The organism is Rhodococcus koreensis, assembly GCF_900105905.1.
GTDB lineage: Bacteria > Actinomycetota > Actinomycetes > Mycobacteriales > Mycobacteriaceae > Rhodococcus_F > Rhodococcus_F koreensis.
The window spans coordinates 549,456-568,442 of record NZ_FNSV01000005.1 but is presented as its reverse complement, the minus strand read 5'-3'; the positions used below and the strand labels follow the sequence as shown (position 1 = coordinate 568,442).

At 65.1% G+C, this 18,987-nt stretch carries 13 protein-coding genes and 2 pseudogenes; 7 read left to right on the top strand and 8 right to left on the bottom strand.

Going from position 1 to position 18,987, the window contains the following annotated elements; genetic code table 11:
- Positions 1 to 480: 480 nt before the first annotated feature.
- Positions 481 to 1,755, bottom strand: a complete 1,275-nt coding sequence (locus BLV94_RS06970; protein WP_237720390.1) for an ROK family transcriptional regulator — start codon at positions 1,753 to 1,755, stop codon at positions 481 to 483.
- 186 nt (positions 1,756 to 1,941) lie between these two features.
- Here BLV94_RS06970 and BLV94_RS06965 point away from each other — a divergent pair, with 186 nt between their 5' ends.
- The 5 genes from BLV94_RS06965 to BLV94_RS06945 all read left to right on the top strand — a co-directional run bounded on the left by BLV94_RS06965 (position 1,942) and on the right by BLV94_RS06945 (position 9,526).
- On the top strand, positions 1,942 to 3,390 hold the full coding sequence (locus BLV94_RS06965; RefSeq protein ID WP_007296996.1) for an aldehyde dehydrogenase: 1,449 nt from the start codon (positions 1,942 to 1,944) through the stop codon (positions 3,388 to 3,390).
- A 145-nt stretch (positions 3,391 to 3,535) separates the two neighbouring features.
- Positions 3,536 to 4,885 carry a substrate-binding domain-containing protein gene (locus BLV94_RS06960; RefSeq protein ID WP_208613697.1) on the top strand — a complete coding sequence of 450 codons (1,350 nt, stop codon included), beginning with the start codon at positions 3,536 to 3,538 and terminating at the stop codon, positions 4,883 to 4,885.
- The gene (locus BLV94_RS06955; protein WP_072943912.1) at positions 4,882 to 6,408 is read left to right on the top strand and encodes a sugar ABC transporter ATP-binding protein; all 1,527 of its coding nucleotides are present in this window, start codon (positions 4,882 to 4,884) and stop codon (positions 6,406 to 6,408) included. Before BLV94_RS06960 ends, BLV94_RS06955 begins: the two co-directional genes overlap by 4 nt.
- A gap of 6 nt (positions 6,409 to 6,414) precedes the next feature.
- The gene (locus BLV94_RS06950) at positions 6,415 to 7,452 is read left to right on the top strand and encodes an ABC transporter permease (RefSeq protein ID WP_007296999.1); all 1,038 of its coding nucleotides are present in this window, start codon (positions 6,415 to 6,417) and stop codon (positions 7,450 to 7,452) included.
- Between the two features lie 808 nt (positions 7,453 to 8,260).
- On the top strand, positions 8,261 to 9,526 hold the full coding sequence (locus BLV94_RS06945; protein ID WP_011599287.1) for an IS256 family transposase: 1,266 nt from the start codon (positions 8,261 to 8,263) through the stop codon (positions 9,524 to 9,526).
- A 125-nt stretch (positions 9,527 to 9,651) separates the two neighbouring features.
- Here the strand turns inward: BLV94_RS06945 and BLV94_RS50630 are convergent, their stop codons facing one another.
- The 5 genes and pseudogenes from BLV94_RS50630 to BLV94_RS51500 form a co-directional block, all read right to left on the bottom strand.
- On the bottom strand, positions 9,652 to 10,290 hold the full coding sequence (locus BLV94_RS50630; protein ID WP_244163831.1) for a TerD family protein: 639 nt from the start codon (positions 10,288 to 10,290) through the stop codon (positions 9,652 to 9,654).
- A 99-nt stretch (positions 10,291 to 10,389) separates the two neighbouring features.
- Positions 10,390 to 10,839, bottom strand: a pseudogene (locus BLV94_RS50625) (TerD family protein); the annotation flags it as partial.
- A 181-nt stretch (positions 10,840 to 11,020) separates the two neighbouring features.
- Positions 11,021 to 12,163 (bottom strand): DUF475 domain-containing protein, encoded by a 1,143-nt coding sequence (locus BLV94_RS06935; protein WP_072943910.1) that lies wholly within the window; start codon positions 12,161 to 12,163, stop codon positions 11,021 to 11,023.
- Between the two features lie 106 nt (positions 12,164 to 12,269).
- Positions 12,270 to 12,845 carry a TerD family protein gene (locus BLV94_RS06930; RefSeq protein ID WP_072943909.1) on the bottom strand — a complete coding sequence of 192 codons (576 nt, stop codon included), beginning with the start codon at positions 12,843 to 12,845 and terminating at the stop codon, positions 12,270 to 12,272.
- 624 nt (positions 12,846 to 13,469) lie between these two features.
- Entirely contained in the window at positions 13,470 to 13,640 is a 171-nt protein-coding gene (locus BLV94_RS51500) for an excalibur calcium-binding domain-containing protein (RefSeq protein WP_255314988.1), read from the bottom strand.
- A gap of 40 nt (positions 13,641 to 13,680) precedes the next feature.
- Here BLV94_RS51500 and BLV94_RS50615 point away from each other — a divergent pair, with 40 nt between their 5' ends.
- Positions 13,681 to 13,935, top strand: a complete 255-nt coding sequence (locus tag BLV94_RS50615) for a hypothetical protein (RefSeq protein WP_244163534.1) — start codon at positions 13,681 to 13,683, stop codon at positions 13,933 to 13,935.
- A 1,453-nt stretch (positions 13,936 to 15,388) separates the two neighbouring features.
- Positions 15,389 to 16,088, top strand: a pseudogene (locus tag BLV94_RS06915) (IS1380 family transposase); the annotation flags it as partial.
- 151 nt (positions 16,089 to 16,239) lie between these two features.
- Here BLV94_RS06915 and BLV94_RS06910 read toward each other — a convergent pair.
- Both BLV94_RS06910 and BLV94_RS06905 read right to left on the bottom strand, forming a co-directional pair.
- Entirely contained in the window at positions 16,240 to 17,574 is a 1,335-nt protein-coding gene (locus tag BLV94_RS06910; RefSeq protein WP_072943907.1) for a PucR family transcriptional regulator, read from the bottom strand.
- Positions 17,571 to 18,986, bottom strand: coding sequence for a phytoene desaturase family protein (locus tag BLV94_RS06905; RefSeq protein ID WP_011599127.1), 1,416 nt, complete (start codon positions 18,984 to 18,986; stop codon positions 17,571 to 17,573). Before BLV94_RS06905 ends, BLV94_RS06910 begins: the two co-directional genes overlap by 4 nt.
- Position 18,987: the final 1 nt, after the last annotated feature.

Here is an 18,987-nt window from a genome sequence, read left to right as displayed (position 1 = left end):
GAACACAATCCGGAACAACTCGCCACCGTCCCGGGGTCGTACGCGACGAAACCGAAGCGTTTCTGTCGTTCGCTGACATCTGGGCGCCTTTCGGTGGCCCGCCGGAGGCGGAGCTATTCGTCACCTATGGGATCACGAAATCGACTTTCTCCGAGCGACTCTGGCACATCCTCGCCTCGAGGAAATGTGATCGAAGCGTCGCCCAGCGGCTCTGGGCCGCCTACCCGCCGCCATCTCGTTGAGGAGTGCACCCGGTGAACGGGTGCACGGCCTCAGACGATGCCGACACCACCGGTGAGCGCAGAGCGGGTCAACGGACCGGGCAGGGTCATCGCGACCATTGCGTTGTCATCGCAGTCGAGGTCAGATCGCGACGGGAATGGTCCGCCGCGGACCGATTGGGGGCGCCGGTTGGCAATCGCCGGCCTTTCCGGAGGGAGTTTATCGGCGGGGGTGTTGCGCGTATACCGGCCGGGCGCATCATCCGGCGTCGGCTGTCGCCACCAACTCGTCGATCGCTTCGGGCGCCAAGGCGTCCTCGATGACCGCCAACGCGGCCCCTCGCAGCCCCGCGTCGTCGCCGAGGCGCGCACGAGTGATGACCGTGGCGCGAGCGGATGAGGGAAGTGCCGACTTGTAGATCGACTCCTGCATCCCGACGAGGAACTGGTCACCGGCATCGACCAGATACCCCCATACCGTCACGACGTCGGGGTTGAGGAGATTGATGACCGACGCCATGACCTCCCCGACGTGACGGCCGGCCTCGCGCACGGCCTGGCCCGCAGGAACGATCCCGGAGTTCGCCAGGTCGGCCACGTCGCGGGCGGTGTGCGCCTGAAAACCCTGCTCCACGAGGGACGCCGCCAGGGCTGGTCCGCCGGCGATGGTGTTGAGGCACCCCCGGCTCCCGCACGGGCAGGGCAGGTCCACGCCCGCGATCTTGGTATGGCCGATCTCGCCTACCATTCCGGTGGCCCCGCGCACCACGTTGTGGTTGATCACCAGACCGCACGCGACAACAGTTCCGACCTTCAACGACACCAGCACGTTGGCGTCGCGCCACCCCGTTCGGTGTTCTCCGATCGCCATCAGGTTGACGTCCCTGTCTACGAAGGACGGTGCATGGAACGACTGCGAAAGACGCTCCGCGAAAGGGAAGTTCACCCAAGCGCGACTGCCCCCCGCCCGGTTCGACGCCGGAGCCGTGGAGATCTCGACATCGCCGGGCAGTCCCAGTCCGACGCCGTACACCTGGTCGGCGGAAATTTCGAGTTCCGCCAAGGCGTCCCCGAAAACAGTGCAAATGAGCTCGATCAACGCGTCCGGTCCGTGCGACACGTCGAATTGGACCTGGGTGCGCCAGAGTATCTCCGCATCCAGGTCGGTGATGGCGAGCATCGTCCCACTCATGCCCACTTGAGCTACCAGGGTGACGCCGGCGGCCGCGTTGAACGCCAACAGGCTCGCGGGCCGGCCTCGACCCGGTGACGTTTCTCCACCGGTCGTCAGCAGTCCGATCTGCTGGAGAATGTCGAGTCGTTCGTTGACGGTCGAGCGGGCCAGCCCCATCGACTTCGCCAATTCGGTGACGGTCTCGACCTTTCCGAGTCGGACCAGGTTCAGTACCTCACCGGTCCTCGCCATTCGGCCACCGGACCGTTTCACAGGTTGTGTGCCGTTGCCGGTGATGCGTTGTGCCCGGCGCGTCGACGGCAGATCCTGGGGCGATCCGCCACCCCCATTTAACGTCATGAAATCAGCATATACGCCGACGTGAGTGGGTATCCATCCTATTGACGAAACATTTCGACATCATTATGGTGATTTCCGACATATACGTGGCGGGTGGGTTCTCGGTGCGCCCGTTCCGTCTGCCCGCTCCGCTGACCGCCTTCGAAACAGCGGTGCGAACAATGACCACTCAGAGGAGATCTCCAGATGAACGTCCCACACGCGAACGAACTCTTTATCGGTAGCCGTTGGGTGGCTCCGCAGGGCAGTGAACTCGCCGATGTCGTCGCGCCCTTCGGCGGTCGGGTGATTCGCCAACTGCCTCGACCCACCGTTGACGACGCGAAACTCGCCGTCGCGCAGGCCCAGGAGGCCTTCGGCGCCTGGGCCGACCTGACTCACGACGCGAGAGGTGAGATCGTCACGAGATTCTGTGGCGCGCTGGACAAGCGCCTTGATGAGATCGTCCGAGTCTGGGCACTCGAGGCCGGAATGCCGTTCCGCAACGGCGATGAACTCACCAAAGCCGCCTCGGATCTGTGGAATCGGGCGCTCGACGAGTCCCGGACCGCTCCGTGGATCGAGACACGAGAGACCTCGATGGGACGTATCGAGGTTCGCCAGGAACCGATCGGGCCCACCGTGGGGATCGTGGCGTTCAACGGCCCGCACATGCAATTCGCACTCGCAATCATCCCCGGCCTGCTGGCCGGGAACACGATGATCATCAAGCTTCCGCCCGAATGCCGGATGCTCGGATATCTTTTTGCCGATGCGGCCGCCGAGGCCGATTTCCCGCCCGGGGTCTTGAGCATCCTCGCCGGCGACGCTGACGTCAGCCAGTACCTCGTCGAGCATCCGGGGATCGCGGCCGTCCACTTCACCGGCGGCACCGAGGTCGGGATGTCCGTCATGCACGCGTGTGCCGACCGCGTAGCCAACCTCGTGCTGGAGTTGGGTGGAAAGTCTGCCGCGATCGTCGCCGCCGACGCCGACCTCGATCTTGCGGTTCCCGCCCTGGTCGACGCGATGGCCCTCTACAGCGGTCAGATCTGTGTGGCTATGACGCGACTCCTCGTCGCCCGGGAAATCCACGACGAGGTCGTCGATCGACTCGTCGCCGGCCTCGAGGCGCTGACGATGGGCGATCCCGCAAACCTCGACACCACCTGGGGCCCGCTCGCGGCACCACGTTTCCTGGACCGCGCCGAAAACTACATCGAACGGGCCGTCGCCGGCGGTGCGACCATCGCCACCGGAGGCGCCAGGCCCAGCGGCTTGGAAGGGTACTTTCTCGAACCCACCCTGCTGACCAACGTCAACAACGACATGGAGGCCGCCCAGAACGAGATCTTCGGTCCGGTCTTCTGCGTCATTCCGTTCGATAACCTCGACGAAGCCGTCGCCATCGCGAACGACTCGCGGTACGGGCTTTCCGGGTCGGTGTTCACCACCGACGAGCAGGCCGGCCTCGACGTCGCACGTCGCGTGCGCTCCGGTGTCTTTATCATCAACGGCACATTCCCGTGCCTCGCAGCGCCCTTCGGGGGAGTGAAGCAGTCCGGATTCGGTCGCGAAGGCGGCCCTGAGGGGCTGTTCGCGCTGACCCAGACCAAGAGCATCACCCTCTCCGTCGCTGCTGGCGCGACTGCCTAGCGGGCCGGCGCTGCACTTCCCATGGGCCGTCGAGCGAAAAGCTCGGCGGCCCAGGCTGTATCAGGTAGCCCGGCAATTTCCGCCTGCAACGGCCTTCGCGGTCATCCGAGACCGGGATATGTGTGACCGAGATCTCGCGAAACCATTGACGTCGAGAATCGACAACATTAAAGTGAAAATCGACGTTAATGAGTCAGCCGCTGTCGGAGCCCTCGAAAACCCACGCTTGCTGACCGACCCACAGTCTTCCCATCACACATCACAGAGGTGCAGCATGACCCGCGCGTCCGCACACAGCCGAAACCCCAAACCGGCACATCACCGTCAGACAGGCCGCCGCCGATACGCCCTGGTGGCCGCCGCACTCCTCGTCACCGGCGCTGCCACCGCCTGCGCCTCGAACTCGACCGGCACTGCGAACGCGAACTGCGACACAACCCCGTACGACGCCGCGATCACCGCATACACCAGCGGTGACGTCATCGGCAAAGGCCCCTACGGTGAAACCTCCGTACCGGCAACATCGATCGAGCTCACCGACGCCGAGGTGACCCAAATCCGCGCCATGAACTCCACAGCAGCGGTCGTGATGCACTTCTCCGGGGACAGCTGGAGCAACGCCCAGGTCGAGGCGCTCAAGGCGGAGTTCGACAGGCTCGGCATCAGAATCGTCGCCCAGACCGACGCCCAGGCCGATCCCGCCAAACAGTTTTCCGATATCGAAACTGCACTCTCGGCCAGACCGAACATCATCGTGTCGATCCCTTCCCTCGACCCCGTCGCGCTTGCGCCCGCCTACCGGAAGGCCGCCGACGCCGGCGTCAAGATCGTCTTCATGGAGAACCCGGCCGAGAACTTCCAACCGGGACAGGACTATGTCTCCGTCGTCGCGACCGACAACTACGGAGCCGGTGTTCTCGGCGCACACCAGTTGGCGAAAGCCCTCTGCGGCAGAGGCGAAGTGGGTGTGATCCACCACGGCGCACAGGCACCGACGAATGTTCTGCGGGAACAGGGTTTCACCGAGACGATCGCGAAAGACTACCCCGACATCGACATCGTCGAGAACAAGGGACTACTGGGTCCGGACTGGAAGGGCGAGGGAAACTCGAACGTCAACGCGTGGCTCACCAAACACCCCCAACTCGGCGGAGTGTGGTGCTTCTTCGACGCGCCGTGTGAGGGAGCCATCGATGCCGCACGCGCCTCGGGACGCGACTCCCTTGCCGTCACGACGGTGGACCTGGGAAACAACGTCGCCATCGACATGGCCCAGAACGGATTCGTCGCCGGGATTGCCGCCGCGCAACCATACGACCAGGGAACCGTCGAAGCGAAGCTCGCAGCCTACGCGCTCCTGGGCAAACCAGCTCCGGCCTTCGTCGAACTTCCCTCTCTCCCCGTCACTCGCGACAACCTTGTCGACTCATGGAAGTCGCTGTATCACTCCGATGCCCCCAGCGACCTCCAGCAGGCATTGGACAGCGGACGATGAAAGCCGCGAACGATGCCTCGATCGCGGTCTCCATGCGGGGCATCCACAAATCCTTCGGCAAGGTGGACATCCTGCGCGGGGTTGATTTCGAGCTACGTGAAGGCGAGGTTCATGCCTTGCTCGGCGGCAACGGCGCGGGAAAGTCGACGCTGATGAAGATCCTGCAAGGGGTTCACCGCGCCGACGCGGGCGAGATCACAATCAACGGGGAACCGGCAAATTTCCATTCACCGTCCGATGCGACGGCGGCGGGCATAGGCATGGTCTTCCAAGAGTTCAGCCTCATCCCGAGCCTCTCGGTGGCACAGAACATTTTCCTCGGTCGCGAACCCCACCACTTCGGACTCATCGACGATCGAGGTCTGAACCGACAGGCGAGGACGCTCCTCGACCGCATGGGCGCCGACATCGATCCACGCAGCCTGATCGGAGATCTCCCCGTCGGGTACTGGCAACTCACCGAGATCGCCAAGGCACTGAGCATGCAAGCACGGATCCTGGTGATGGACGAGCCGACCGCCAGCCTCCCGTATTCCGAGGTCGAAGCGCTGTTCGCCCTCATCGCCAGGCTCAAGACACAAGGCATCTCGATCGTCTACATCAGCCATCGAATGGCCGAGATTGCGCGTGTCGCCGATCGCCTGAGCATCATCCGCGACGGCCGCCGGGTCCTCACCGACACCGTGTCCGCAGTCCCACCGGAACAAGTCGCCGAATCCATTGTCGGGCGAGAGATCTTGCACGGTTTCACCAGAACCACGCGTGATACCGACACTCCGCGTGAGATCACCCTGTCCGTGGAGAACCTGACTGCGGGAAACCGTCTCGACAACGTCTCATTCAAGGTGGCAGCCGGTGAGGTCGTCGGCCTGGCCGGGCTGATCGGGAGCGGCCGAACGGAATTGGCACGATGCCTGTTCGGCATCGACCGCGCCGACTCGGGTCGGATAGTGGTCGACGGCACAACCATCAACCCACGTCGGCCACTCGACGCCATCAAGTCGGGTGTCATGCTCGTACCCGAGGACCGTCAATCGCAAGGCCTCGTACGCGAGCATTCGGTCCGGACCAACCTGCTGCTACCCAGCCTCACCCGCTTGACCCGAGGGCCGTTCATCGACGACAACAGAGGCCGTGACCTCTGCGTAGACCTCACGCGCAGACTCGGAATTCGCACCACCGCAATCGATCAACCAGTCGGCCGACTGTCCGGCGGAAACCAACAGAAGGTCGTCATCTCCAAGTGGCTCGGCCTCGGCGAGGTGGGAGTACCACCGCGAGTGCTGATTCTCGACGAACCCACCACAGGCGTCGACATCGCCTCCAAAACCGACATCATGCAACTCGTACTCGACCTCGCCGACGCGGGTACCGCGATCATCCTCATCTCGTCCGAACTCGAGGAACTCCTCGCCGTCGTCGATCGTGTCCTTGTCATGCGACAAGGGCGAATCGACGCCGACTTCGCCCGCGACACCATCCCCGACGAAGAGTCGCTCCAGCTTGCCATCCAAGGAGTGTGAACACCCATGCCCACCAAAGCCACCACCTCGAACGCCACGGCCGGGGCGGAGGAGCCGACCTCCACCTCAGGCATCGCAGCGCTTCCTGACCCCGGCCGACCGAGCATCGCAGCACGATTCGGCAAACTCGAGTGGCGCGACTTCGCAATCTACATCGGCTTCGTCGTCATCTTCCTACTGTTCACAGTCTTCCTACGCGATGACGGCTTTCTGCTGACCAGCAACTTGCTCAACATCGTCAGACAAACCGCCATCATCGCCGTCATGGCGGTAGCCGGAACCTTCGTGATCGCCGCCGCCCAGATCGATCTCTCGATCGGATCCGTTGCCGGACTGTCCAGTGTCGTCACTGCCATGACCATCTCGTCGACCGGCAGCGTCCTGGTCGGAGTGCTGGCAGGACTCGGCACCGGCGTAGTGGTCGGCACCATCAACGGGGGCCTCGTCGCAATCCTGGGCTTGCCGTCCTTCCTGGTGACCCTCGCAATGCTGGGCATCGCAGCCGGAGTTGCGCAATGGATCTCCAACTTCCAGCCGGTGCCCATCCTGAACAAGGCCTTCACCAATCTGTTCGGGTCCGGAGACTTCGGACCCGTTCCCTCCCTCCTGCTCTGGGCAGGACTCTTCGTCCTCATCGGTGTCGTGGTGATGAACAAGACAGCATTCGGACGGCAGGTACTGGCCGCCGGAGGAAACGAGACCGCAGCACGCTTCACCGGCGTCCGCACCAAAAGGATCACCTTCTACGTGCTGTTGATCTCCGCCATCGTCGCCAGCATCGCCGGAATGCTCTACGCGGGCCGCCTTCAGTCGGGCCGGTATCAATGGGGCACCGGGGACGAGCTCTCCGTTATCGCCGCCGTTGTTCTGGGCGGGACCAGCCTCTTCGGCGGCTACGGCAGAGTCATCGGATCGGCGATCGGAGCAGTCTTCATCGGCCTCATCAACAATGGGCTGATCCTCGCCGGGCTGGACGTGAGCCAGCAGATCATCATCCAAGGCATCATCATTATCATTGCGGTCGCCCTCGCGAAGAAGAAGTGAACCACATCCTCAGTACTCCTGAAGGCCGCGATCCGCAGGCTTTCGTCTGAAAAAGACCAACTGACATCGCCGGTCCCGCTCACCGACAGGCGTGAGTACTACCTGGCATCATTAGCGAACATTTCATGACAAGGTGATTGTCAATGGACTCGAATACCCTGATCGAGTTGACTGCACTGTCCATAACCCGACCCGCTCCGGGCGCGAGCGCCGAGACTATGGGCCGCATGGTACGAAGCGCAATCACGCCAATACGAACACGACTCGTTGCGAGCAGGACCAGACGGAGCCCGAGACAGCGCCCAAGCCGCACGAGCACACCAGCGGTCACTGCAGTTGCTCCGAGACTCGGTTCGCGCGAACCCCAGCGAGGAGTCGCCGTCACAAGCGCCGTGACGTCGCAACTGCTCGATCTCGACACCATTGTGTGGCTGCTCGCCGGTGGAACTCTGACATTCCGAGAGCGACGACCTGAAAGACCGATTGATCCTGCCCCAGACTCGCTGGACGTCTCACTCGGGTGTCCTCCCCGAGACGTCCGGCGCGGGCGGGGACCCGCAGCCTGCCGCATCTGTGGGTCTCCGCCAATCCAACGCCCCCACCATTCCAACGGGCGGATCCAGCACTCGGGCAGCATCTGCCGAATGGTATGTCGCTGTGCGATGGGTCCTTCTCTCGGTCAGGCGACGTCGACCAGCTTCGCCAAGTCGGCCATCCTGCCCGTCACTCGTGCTGGCGGGACTGTCGGGATAACGGTTGAACTGGATCTGGCCGACACGCCGAGTTCTCTTGGCGAGAAGGCAAGACGATGACCGAAACACTTGATCACATGGATCAGTCGAAGATTGACCACCAGAAGCTGGCCCAACAACTGTTGGCCCAGGCCAAAGCCGAGGGCGTCGAGCTGGTCGGACCGAACGGACTACTCAACCAGCTCACCGCGAACGTCCTCGAAACCGCACTCGAAGCCGAAATGGACGAGCACCTCGGCTACGAGAAACACCACGTCACGGGACGAAACAGAGAAAACTCCCGGAACGGGAGGCGGACGAAGACCGTGCTCACCGAAATCGGACCGGTACAGATCCAGGTGCCACGAGACACCGATGCCTCGTTCGATCCGCAGATCGTCAAGAAACGGCAGCGACGCCTGACCGGGGTCGACGAAATCATTTTGTCCCTCTCGGCGAAAGGCCTGACCACAGGCGAAATCGCAGCACACTTCGACGACGTCTACGGCGCATCGGTCTCGAAGGAGACCATCAGCAAGATCACCGACAAGGTCCTCACGGAGATGGCCGAATGGTCCGTCCGTCCCCTCGACCCGGTGTATCCGGTGCTGTTCATCGATGCCATCCACGTCAAGATCCGCGACGGTCAGGTCGCCAACCGGCCCGTCTATGTCGCCATCGGCGTCACCACCGCCGGGGAACGCGAGATCCTCGGGCTGTGGGCAGGTGACGGCGGGGAGGGGGCCAAGTTCTGGCTCGCCGTCCTGACGGAAATCCGCAACCGCGGGGTCGCAGACGTGTGCATCGCCGTCTGCGACGGACTCAAGGGACTGCCCGACGCGATCACTACCGTGTGGCCACTCACGGTGGTGCAGACCTGCCTGATTCACCTCTTGCGTAACACCTTTCGTTACGCATCGCGTCAGTACTGGGACGAAATGTCACGGGACCTGCGGCCGATATACACCGCTGTCAACGAGGCCGCAGCCAAGGAGCAGTTCACCGAGTTCGCCGACAAATGGGGGCCGAGGTATCCGGCGATTGTCCGGCTGTGGGAAAGCGCCTGGAGCGAGTTCGTGCCCTTCCTCGACTACGACCCCGAGATCCGCCGGGTCATTTGCTCGACGAACGCGATCGAGTCCCTCAACGCGCGCTACCGGCGGGCGGTGCGGGCGAGGGGCCACTTCCCCAGCGAGCAGGCCGCGCTCAAGTGCCTCTACCTCGCCACCCGGTCGCTGGACCCGACGGGTAAGGGAAGAGCACGATGGGTGACGAGGTGGAAGCCGGCCCTCAATGCGTTTGCTATCACATTCGAAGGCCGAATCACCCCAACCGTGATCTAGATTCATGCGCCAGAACTGGATCCACCGATGTTCTGACAGTCCCGTGCTGACAGCGCGGTGCGGTTTCCGTGGTGTGGGTATCCGTCCGGCGGCGATCACCTCTCGATCGGTCCCCACGGGTGCGGTCATTTCCGCCCGGCGGTCCATTTCAGGCCCCAGCGGTAGGCCTTGGAGATGTCGGATTGGGTTCCGTTGATGTACCGGACTTCTCGGGTGACGGTCAGTTCGTTGCGTTCGTTTTTCAGGAGGGCGATGGCGCAGGATCGGGCGCGGTTGTCGGGGGAGTCGAGGCGTACTTCCACTTCGGGGCCGTGGGGTGGGTACAGGGTGACCACGCCGTCGGCGGCGGACCAGTTCGGGGTGCCGTCGTAGATGTAGGCGAAGATGAGGATGCGTTTGAAGTCGGCGAGATGGGCGAGGTTGATGTGGAGGTTCTCGCCGCCCGCGTTGAGGCCGGAGCGGTCGTCGCCGTCGAGGGAGATGTAGGGCGGGTAGTGCAGGTCACCGAACGCGTTGCCGAGTGCTTGCACGACACCCTTGGATCCGTCGTTGAGTTGGTACAGGCATGCGAGGTCGAGGTCGATCGCGCCATTGCCGCCGAAGAGGCCCCGCCGGCCGCGGGTCCAGTTGAGGTTGACCCGCATCGTGCCGGTGTCGCCGCCCTTGGCCAGGGACACGGTGGGGGCTGCCCTGGTGAGGGTGATCTTGCTGAGCTGGACCCGCGGCTGCGGCGCCGGCGTGGGGGTGGGCGCCGGGGGCGCAATGACGGGCGCGGGCGGCTGGGCTGGGGGAGTGGACGGGTATGTGGGGGCCGGCGGGTGGCTGGGGGCGTCGTCGACGACGACACCGTGTTCGGTGACGAGGGCCTTGAGGCCGGTATCCCAGCCGGCGGAGACGTTCCGGATCTTCCATTGCTCACCGCGCCGGTAGATCTCGGCGAGGACGGCGGCCCGTTCAGTGGTCAGGCCGAGGGCTGGGGCTGAGACCGAACCCAGTGTGACGCCGAGACCGGGGATGGCGGCGAGGCTGCCGGGAGCGGAGTCGTCCATGCTCACCGCCAGACGCAGCCTGTCGATGCTGTGGGGCACTTTGGTGACGTCGACGTCGACGGTGCTGGGGCCGGTGAGCCGGACCGCTCCCTCGGGGGAGGCGGGTTGGTTGAAGAAGACGAAGTCGCTGTCGCTGCGTACGTTCCCGGTGGTGGTGACCTGGAAGACCATGAGGTCGACGGTCCCGGGGGTGACGCCGGCGACGTTGACGGTCAGCTGCGGGGAGGTCAGTGGGGTGTTCTGGCCGCGGACAAGCGAAGTCATGGGTTTCTCTCTCCTGCAGTTGCTGTGATGGGGGTGCCGTTCGCACAGGGGTGTGGCTGCTGGTCGGCGCCCACGGGCAAGGGGGCGACCGTTCCGCGGTTCACCCCGCCGCGCCGGCGGTGCGGCGGGGTGAACGGTGACCCGGTCGTCGTCTGGGACGGCTCAGTGGTGAGAACTCGCCTCAGCCGACGGTGACCTTTTCCGGTTCGTCGTCACGGTCAACGGTCGCCTCGACCGGTTCGAGGGTGCGGCGGTTGCGGAGGAGGCTGGAGATGAAGGCGGCACCGATGAGGGCGACGCCGACGAGTCCGGTGACGTTCTCGTTGACGTGGTAGCCGATGGACACCAGCAGGATCACGGCCAGTGCGCCGATGGCCCAGTGGGCGCCGTGCTCGAGGTACACGTAGTCCGACAGGGTTCCCTTGCGGACCAGGAACACCGTGATGGAACGGACGAACATCGCGCCGACGAAGCCGAGGCCGAGGGCGATGATGATCGGGTCGGACGTGATCGCGAACGCGCCGATCACACCGTCGAAGGAGAACGACGCGTCGAGGACCTCGAGGTAGAGGAACAGGAAGAACCCGGCTTTACCGGTGGCCTTGGCCAGCTCGGTCGGTCCGCCCTTGGACCCTTCGACCAGTTCGCCGTCTTCGTCTCCCTCGGGAGTGTTGAACAGCTCACCGAGACCGTTGACGGCGATGTAGGTGACCATGCCGAGGACGCCGGCGATCATCACCGTGGAGACGGTGTCCTCGGGGGCGATGTACGCGGCGGTGATCAGCAGCAGGGCGCCGGCGATGATGACGGCGAGCTGGTCGAGCTTGCCCGCGCGGGCGAGGGGCTTCTCCAGCCAGGACAGCCAGGTGATCTCCCGCTCTTCCAGGATGAAACCGAGGAACAGCATCAGCAGGAACATGCCGCCGAACGCCGCGATCTGCGGGTGGGCGTCGGTGAGCAGGGTTTCGTAGCTGGCGCTGCCGTCGGGGAAGTACGCGGCGCCGTCGGCGGGCGGGTTGAGGGCCAGGTCGAGTGCGGCGACGGGGCCGAGGCCGGACGCGAGCCACACGATGACGAGGGGGAAGACCAGGCGCATGCCGAACACCGCGATGACGATGCCGACGGTGAGGAAGATCTTCTGCCAGAACTCGCTCATCCGGCGCAGCACGGTGGCGTTGATGACGGCGTTGTCGAAGGACAGCGAGATCTCGAGGATCGACAGGATCACCACGAGGAGGACGGCCTGGGGTCCACCGTAGATGGCGGCGACGATCAACGCGACGATTGTGACAGCGAAGGACCAGCCGAATATTCGCAGAACCACGAAGCGTGGCCTTTCTCTAGTGGGCATGCAGGGTGGCTACTGCAGGAGGACGAACACCGGGGAGGACCCGGACATGCGGGTCCTCCCCGAAAAACGTTGAGACGGGTCAGATGTTGACACCGTAGTCGCGGGCGATACCGGCCAGCCCGGACGCGTAGCCCTGGCCGATGGCACGGAACTTCCACTCCCCGTTGTGCCGGTAGAGCTCACCGAAGGTCATGGCGGTCTCGGTGGAGGCGTCCTCGGTGAGGTCGTAGCGGACCAGTTCGTTGCCCGTGCTGCGGTCGACGACGCGGATGAACGCGTTGGTGACCTGCCCGAAGCTCTGGCCACGCTGGTGCGCGTCGTGGATGGAGACCGGGAAGAAGATGTTGGTGATGTTCGGCGGCACGGCCTTGAGGTCGACGTTGATCACCTCGTCGTCGCCGTCGCCTTCACCGGTGAGGTTGTCGCCTTCGTGCTGGATCGACCCGTCGGGGGAGCGCAGGTTGTTGTAGAACACGAAGTGCTGATCGGACAGGACCTTCTTGTTCTCGCCGGTTGCCAGAGCGCTGGCGTCCAGGTCGAATTCGTGGCCGGTGGTCGATCGCGCGTCCCAGCCGAGCCCGACCGCGACTGCGGTCAGGTTCGGGGCCTGCTTGTCGAGGGAAACGTTGCCGCCTTTGGCAAGGGTGACGCCCATGGGGGTCCTTTCACACAGGGGATAGGGGCATGCATACAGATGTTTGCCACCCCCGCAGATGTTCGAGCACGCTCACCATAGATCGTGACGATCCAGGCGTGCGAGAGGACTCGCGATTTCGGTGCAAACAGGTTCGCGTGGCGCGTGAACGGTTGCCTGCCTTGAGTAGTGAGCTATCCCGACACCTCGACTGGATTTGCTTCTGGTGCTACCAGAAGGCGTGCGCGCTGTCTGTATACCCAGTAAATGACTCGGCCGGACACGCAGCGGACGTCGACGGTCGGCGGGCGATCTGCACGCCGAGGCACGTGCGTGCCCCGTGTCGTCTGGGGTGAACTGGACCCTGAGATATCGCCGAGCAGCGGAACGGCGACGGTGGCACCCACGAAGACCGGAACAGTGATGGACGGCGATGTCGTCCACATCAGCGGCACTTATCCGCGTGTGGCCGGTCGACTGTACTCAGGGGCGTGACGGCCCGACTGTGGGATTCGCGGAGGTGGTGCGGATCAGCTCAGCTGGCGCATGCAAGCCTGACACTGCGGTCCTGTGTGCGTCCGGTCCTCACGGGGCGCCGCCGAGTGCGCCGAGCGCGGGCGACGTTTCAGGGAGCTTCGCGACGTGTCATTTGTCGCAGGCGATTCCGTCCTTGTCGCGGTCGAGCTTCGTCGAATATCCGGGCTCACCCTTGTAGATCGGTGCGGCGCCGGCGGCTCGCACTTCATCGCAAGATCCGTAGCTGACCGTCGATTTCGGTACGGGCGGGAGGGCCGCGGGTGGGGTCGTCGGAATCACGACCGGCGCCGGTGGTGGCGCCACGGCGATGGTGGTGGTGGTGGGAACGACCGGGGCGACCGGCTGCACGGCAGCCGGTGAGGTGCTGACCGGCGCGGCAACCGTGGTCGTTGTCGGTGCCGGTCGTGAGGTGGTGGCCGGTCTGGCACTCGATGCGTCGACGACTCGTGCAACGGACGCTGTCGTGGTCGGTGTGGTGCTGGACTGGGTCTTGCTGCTTCCGCATCCGGTCACGAGCACAGCGCCGGCGATCAGGGTTATCGCAAAGGTCGTCTTCTTCACCCAGGGCATGTAATCAGACAAACCGGATCATGTGTATCGGTCAGCCGGTATACATCGCCGACACGGGAGGGGGCTCACGGCGTGCGTTGCCGAGACGCCGCCGTCCCGTCGTGTCGGTGCGGTCACGGTGAGTGCGCAAGGGCGGGCTGATCTCTCGGAGGGCCCGATCGCGATGACCGCGGCGGACTTCGTCGGGACACTGCAACGGTTCGCGTCGCTCCCGGGCCCCGCTCAGTCTCAGCACCAACGGCTACGGCGGCAAAAGCCACCACCACCACCACCGCCACCGCCACCGCCACCGCCACTGCTGGTGTAGGCGGGCGCCTCGACGTAAATGTTCCCGTTCTCGTCGAACTTGTACATCGAGTGGTCGTCGTCGCTGGTGTAGAGCCGGCCATCGGGTCCGGCACGCAACCGGTAGTTCCGCCTTCTGATCCGCTTTCACGATCGCTGTGTCATCGTCGTTGCGGCACACTGCTTGCAGCCCCGAGCGGGTGTCCCACGCATGCCCGATATGCCGTCAACATTCTGGTCCAGCGCGCAGCGTTCGTGGCCGCCGCGTTGGATTTCTCGGCCGATGCGAGCTGCTGGTCGAGGGGGATCGGGGCAAGAGCGGAAAGGTTGATGTCCGGCATGTCGAGTGTGCCGAACCCCTCGGCGAGCAGTATCTCGTTGAGGAGCACATCGGAGTCGGTTGAGGACTGAGCCGCCGCGGGGGCGGTCGTTGAGGTGGTGGAGGAGGTGGATGTCGTGGACGACACACGCGTCGTTGTGGGCGTGGTCGTCGGGGCGGGTGTGGTCGTGGTGGATATCTCCGACGTGCCGTCCGCAGGCGCGCTCAGATACACGTACCCACCGGGAGTCAGGCTTCCCCAGCGGACGAGGTGGCACGAACAACCCGCACCCCGGTGCCGATCGGCGCGAGTTCCGCCAACCGACCCAACACCGCAGCACGATTCGACTCCAGCGATGCATACCCGCCGCAACTCACCGCACCGACATGACTGAGATCGACACGGGTTCGTTGTCCGTCCACGTCGATGAATAGACCAGGTCCGGACCCTGCGGCCACGTCGTACTCGAGAACCGATCCCCGCCACTCAGGCCGCTGCGGCACCGGAACGTGCGCGGCGGTAGCCGTGCGAGCCGAAGGTGTAGCGGCCTGAGTGACGGATCGCTCCGATCGGGAGTCCTCGTCGATGCAGCTGCCGAACAGTGCCAACACCGCAACCGCCCCGAGCCCCCAACCGAACTTCCGCCTTGTGGCCACCACGAACTCCTCTATTACTGCCGGTGCCGTCACCGAGATCCGATGCAGCTTAGACGGTTCAGTGGACGTGGATGATCGCCTCCCCCCGCCACACCGGACGTCGAACTGCGACGCACCAGAAGGCGCGTCGACCCAGTCCCATCGATGTCTACACGTGCACGACTTCGTATGCGCCCGCCTGCCATTCACCTGAATGGTACTGATCCGAACCGACGCGGCCGGCGGCACCCATGCCCTCATCGACTACCTGACCACACAGAAGTTGTCGTACTCGATCGGATTCGGTCTCACCGACACCATCGTCACCGCCATCGACGCCCTTTCCGAACACGCTTGGATCCCCGCCTACAACGCCGACGGGCAACCCCGCGACGGCGCCTGGGTGACGGAGGTAACCAGTCTGCTCGAGCTGCCGGGCTGGCCCGACGGGATGCGAGTCACGGTCCGCAAAGAACGCCCACACCCCGGTGCACAACTGCGCTTCACCGACCGTGACGGGCTGCGGTTGACCGCGTTCGTCACCAACACCGAAGGTGGACAATTGCCCGATCTGGAACTGCGGCACCGGCGCCGGGCACGCTGCGAAGACCGGATCCGCATCCTGAAAGACACCGGCCTCGAGAACCTTCCGCTGCACGGTTTCGATCAGAATCGGATCTGGCTCGCCCTCGTCGCCCTCGCCGTCGAGGTCACTGCATGGATGCAGAAGCTCGCGCTCACCGACGACCAAGCCAGTCGGTGGGAGCCAAAACGGCTACGACTACGCCTGTTCGCGACCGCCGGCCGCATCGCCCGCCACGCACGAAAAGTGCACCTGCGGCTGTCCGCCCACGCACCCTGGATCGACTTGCTGATCCGCATTGGCCCGTCTCAACGCAATCCCCGACCCCCACTGACCAGCACCAATCCGACGATCGAGACGAAAGGAAATCAACCTTCGCGGCCCTGGACCCCGACGACCACCCGACCGCGTCGGGCGACCACGCGTTGCCGAGCACCGAATCCACGCCCGAAACACCCAACCCGAAACGCTATAGCCGGTGGCTCTCATTCCCGCGCGGGAGATGATGCGCCGGCTGTCCCGGGCCCGCTCTCGGGCACGAGTACGACTGAGCCGAGGACGCGGCACAGGGCCAGCGCGAGTTGCGTGTCGAGTGGCTTGTCGGCGACGCCGCGGCCCAGTTGCAGCGAGGCTTTCTCCAGCCGGTAGCGGATCGAGTTGCGGTGGAGCATGAGCTGCGACGCCGTCGCTGAGTAGCTGAACGCGGACTCGAGGAACACGCGTACGGTGTCACGCTGACGAGCGGCGGCGTCGGAGTCGACCGCCAACTCCCCCAGCACATCGTGAACCCAGGCGCGGGTGGCGGGGAGGTCGTCGATGAGTCGGGAGATCACCGGGATCCCCTCGTCCGCATAGGAGGTCACGCGCGCGGTCGGGTCACTTGCGACGTGCGCGATCCGCGACGCCTGGTGCGCCTGGGACCGGCTTGCGCGGAATCCGGCCGGTCCGAACCCAGGTGAACCGAATGCGAGGCGGGACCCACCTGCAGAAGCTACCACCGAGTCAAAAGCACGGGTGTCGACGCGGTGCACGCCACCAAACCACACGTCCGCCTCGCGCCGACCGGTCACTACCACGAGTGGATCGTCGCGACCTCCAAGCATCGCGCGGACCTGGTCGATGAGAGGGGCGAGCGCGGGGGTATGCGCGGGCTGGTCGGCGCGATCGTCGACCCACACTCGGCATGCCACGTGTACCTGGTCGAGCCGGTATTTGGTGGCAGCGGAGAACTCTCTAGGGGACACGTCCTCGGCCTCGAGGACACGATTGACCCAGGTGAAAGTGGTGCGCGCAGCCCGCTCGTGGGAGGACCGCTGCTCCTCCTGATATGTGGCAATCACCTGGCGCGTGATCGCGTCGATGTATTGGTACAGCCAGCCCGCCAGGTGACGGTAGAGCGGCGGCTGCTCGTGAGGCGGACAGTCAATCTCCTGCACCTGGTCGAAGATGCGAGCCAGCAAGTAGTGGGATCCCACGTGATAGGCACGACGCAATGAAGACTCGGGAACGTCCTGCCGCGCGAGCTCCTCGGCGTACCGGTGCGCATGCGGCAACGAAGGCAGGTCGGACACCGCTTTGGAGTGCGCAAGCTGATCGATCATGACCTCGACATTGTCCGTGACGCTGGAGTGGAGAGCGTCACGCATCGCCCGGTCGTCGAGCTCACCGACCGCAGCCGCGATCTCGGCGGTCATCCCGTGACTGATCGCATCGGTCTCTCGCTGGAGGCGCTCCCCGATCTTCCTGGTGAGTTCACGGAGCCGCTCGAGATTCTGCGGATCCACGCTGAGCTTGCCTGGAAGGCTCCAAGACTCAGTCATCGCGCCAGGTCTGCCAGCGCGGCGCGGGCGGCGTTCCAGCCGGCCATGCCGTGCGCGCCTGCTCCGGGTGGGGCGGCGGCCGAGCAGAGGTAGGCGCCGGGGACGCCGGTGGCATACGGCTGCAGAGTCACGCGCGGACGGAACACCAACTGCCGGGCCGTATTCGCACCGGTGATAATGTCGCCGCCCACGTAGTTGGGATTGGCTTGCTCGATCTGCGCCACCGACCGCGAACGCGTCGACAGGATCCGCGCTCGGAAGCCCGGAGCGTACCGCTCGATCTGCGCGGTGATGATCTCGGTGGCGTCGCCGCTCCAACCCGACGGCACGTGGGCGTAGACGTCGACGGGATGCACCCCGTCCGATGCACGCCCAGTGTCCGCGACGGACTGCTGCCCCACCAACACGAATGGCCGATCGGGCATCACGCCGCGCACCACGTCGCGTTCGGCGGCGGCGATCTCTTCGAAGTTCCCGCCCACGTGCACGGTCCCCGCACGCCGGGAGGGTTCGTACTCCCATGGGATGCCGCCCTCGACGGCATACGACACCTGGAACGCGCCGGGCCCGTGCCGGAACCGGCTGTAGGCGCGGGCGATCCGCGGGGGCTGCGCAGAGCCCAACACCGATGCAGCTGCGGCGGGCGCGGTGTTGAGCATGAGGATGTCGGGCCGGCCCAGCTCGCGGTGGTCGCGCACCAGGGCTCCGGTCTCCACCCGTCCGCCGTACGACTCGAGCGCCGAGACCATCGCCCGCGAGATCGCAGCCGAGCCCCCGCGCGCGACCGGCCAACCGTAGCGGTGCGCCGCGGTCCCCAGCGCCACGCCGATCGCCGACGACATCACCGAACCGAACGGCCGAAACGCGTGCGCTGCCACCCCGCCGAACAGGGCCCGCGCCCCATCGGTCCGCCAGCGCCGCGCGAGCACGGTGGCCGGCAACGCTGCATGCACACCGAACCAGCCCAGGGCGAAGGGGTGGCGGGGCACGTGCACCATCGGTTGGAGGAATTCGCCCACGATGTCGTGGAAATGCGCGGAGAGGGGGCCGAACATCCGGCGGTACGAGGAACCGTCACCGCCGAGCCCCGCGGCGGTCTCTTCGACGGACCGCACCACCGCGGCCCCCCGCCCGCCGTGGAGCGGGTGCGCGTACTGGACCTCGGGCCACAGCCACTCGAGACCGTGCGCGGCGAGGTCGAACTGTCGGCTGAATCCGGTATCCAACGCGAGCGGGTGGAAGCCGGAGCAGTGGTCGTGGAGGAGTCCGGGCAACGTCACCTCGCCGGACCGGGTGCCGCCGCCGGGGGAGTCGGACGCTTCCAGAACGGTCACGTCCACTCCCTCGGCGGCGAGTGTCAGGGCGGCGGCTAGGCCGTTGGGCCCGCTACCGACGACGACGGCGGTGGTCATC

What these genes read in the sequence shown, in the direction of transcription:
- BLV94_RS06945 (WP_011599287.1), top strand. Translation starts at nt 8,261, where the DNA reads ATGACCGAAACACTTGATCACATGGATCAGTCGAAGATTGACCACCAG.
- BLV94_RS06965 (WP_007296996.1), top strand. Translation starts at nt 1,942, where the DNA reads ATGAACGTCCCACACGCGAACGAACTCTTTATCGGTAGCCGTTGGGTG.
- BLV94_RS06905 (WP_011599127.1), bottom strand. Translation starts at nt 18,986, where the DNA reads ATGACCACCGCCGTCGTCGTCGGTAGCGGGCCCAACGGCCTAGCCGCC.
- BLV94_RS06910 (WP_072943907.1), bottom strand. Translation starts at nt 17,574, where the DNA reads ATGACTGAGTCTTGGAGCCTTCCAGGCAAGCTCAGCGTGGATCCGCAG.
- BLV94_RS06955 (WP_072943912.1), top strand. Translation starts at nt 4,882, where the DNA reads ATGAAAGCCGCGAACGATGCCTCGATCGCGGTCTCCATGCGGGGCATC.
- BLV94_RS06950 (WP_007296999.1), top strand. Translation starts at nt 6,415, where the DNA reads ATGCCCACCAAAGCCACCACCTCGAACGCCACGGCCGGGGCGGAGGAG.
- BLV94_RS06970 (WP_237720390.1), bottom strand. Translation starts at nt 1,755, where the DNA reads ATGACGTTAAATGGGGGTGGCGGATCGCCCCAGGATCTGCCGTCGACG.
- BLV94_RS06930 (WP_072943909.1), bottom strand. Translation starts at nt 12,845, where the DNA reads ATGGGCGTCACCCTTGCCAAAGGCGGCAACGTTTCCCTCGACAAGCAG.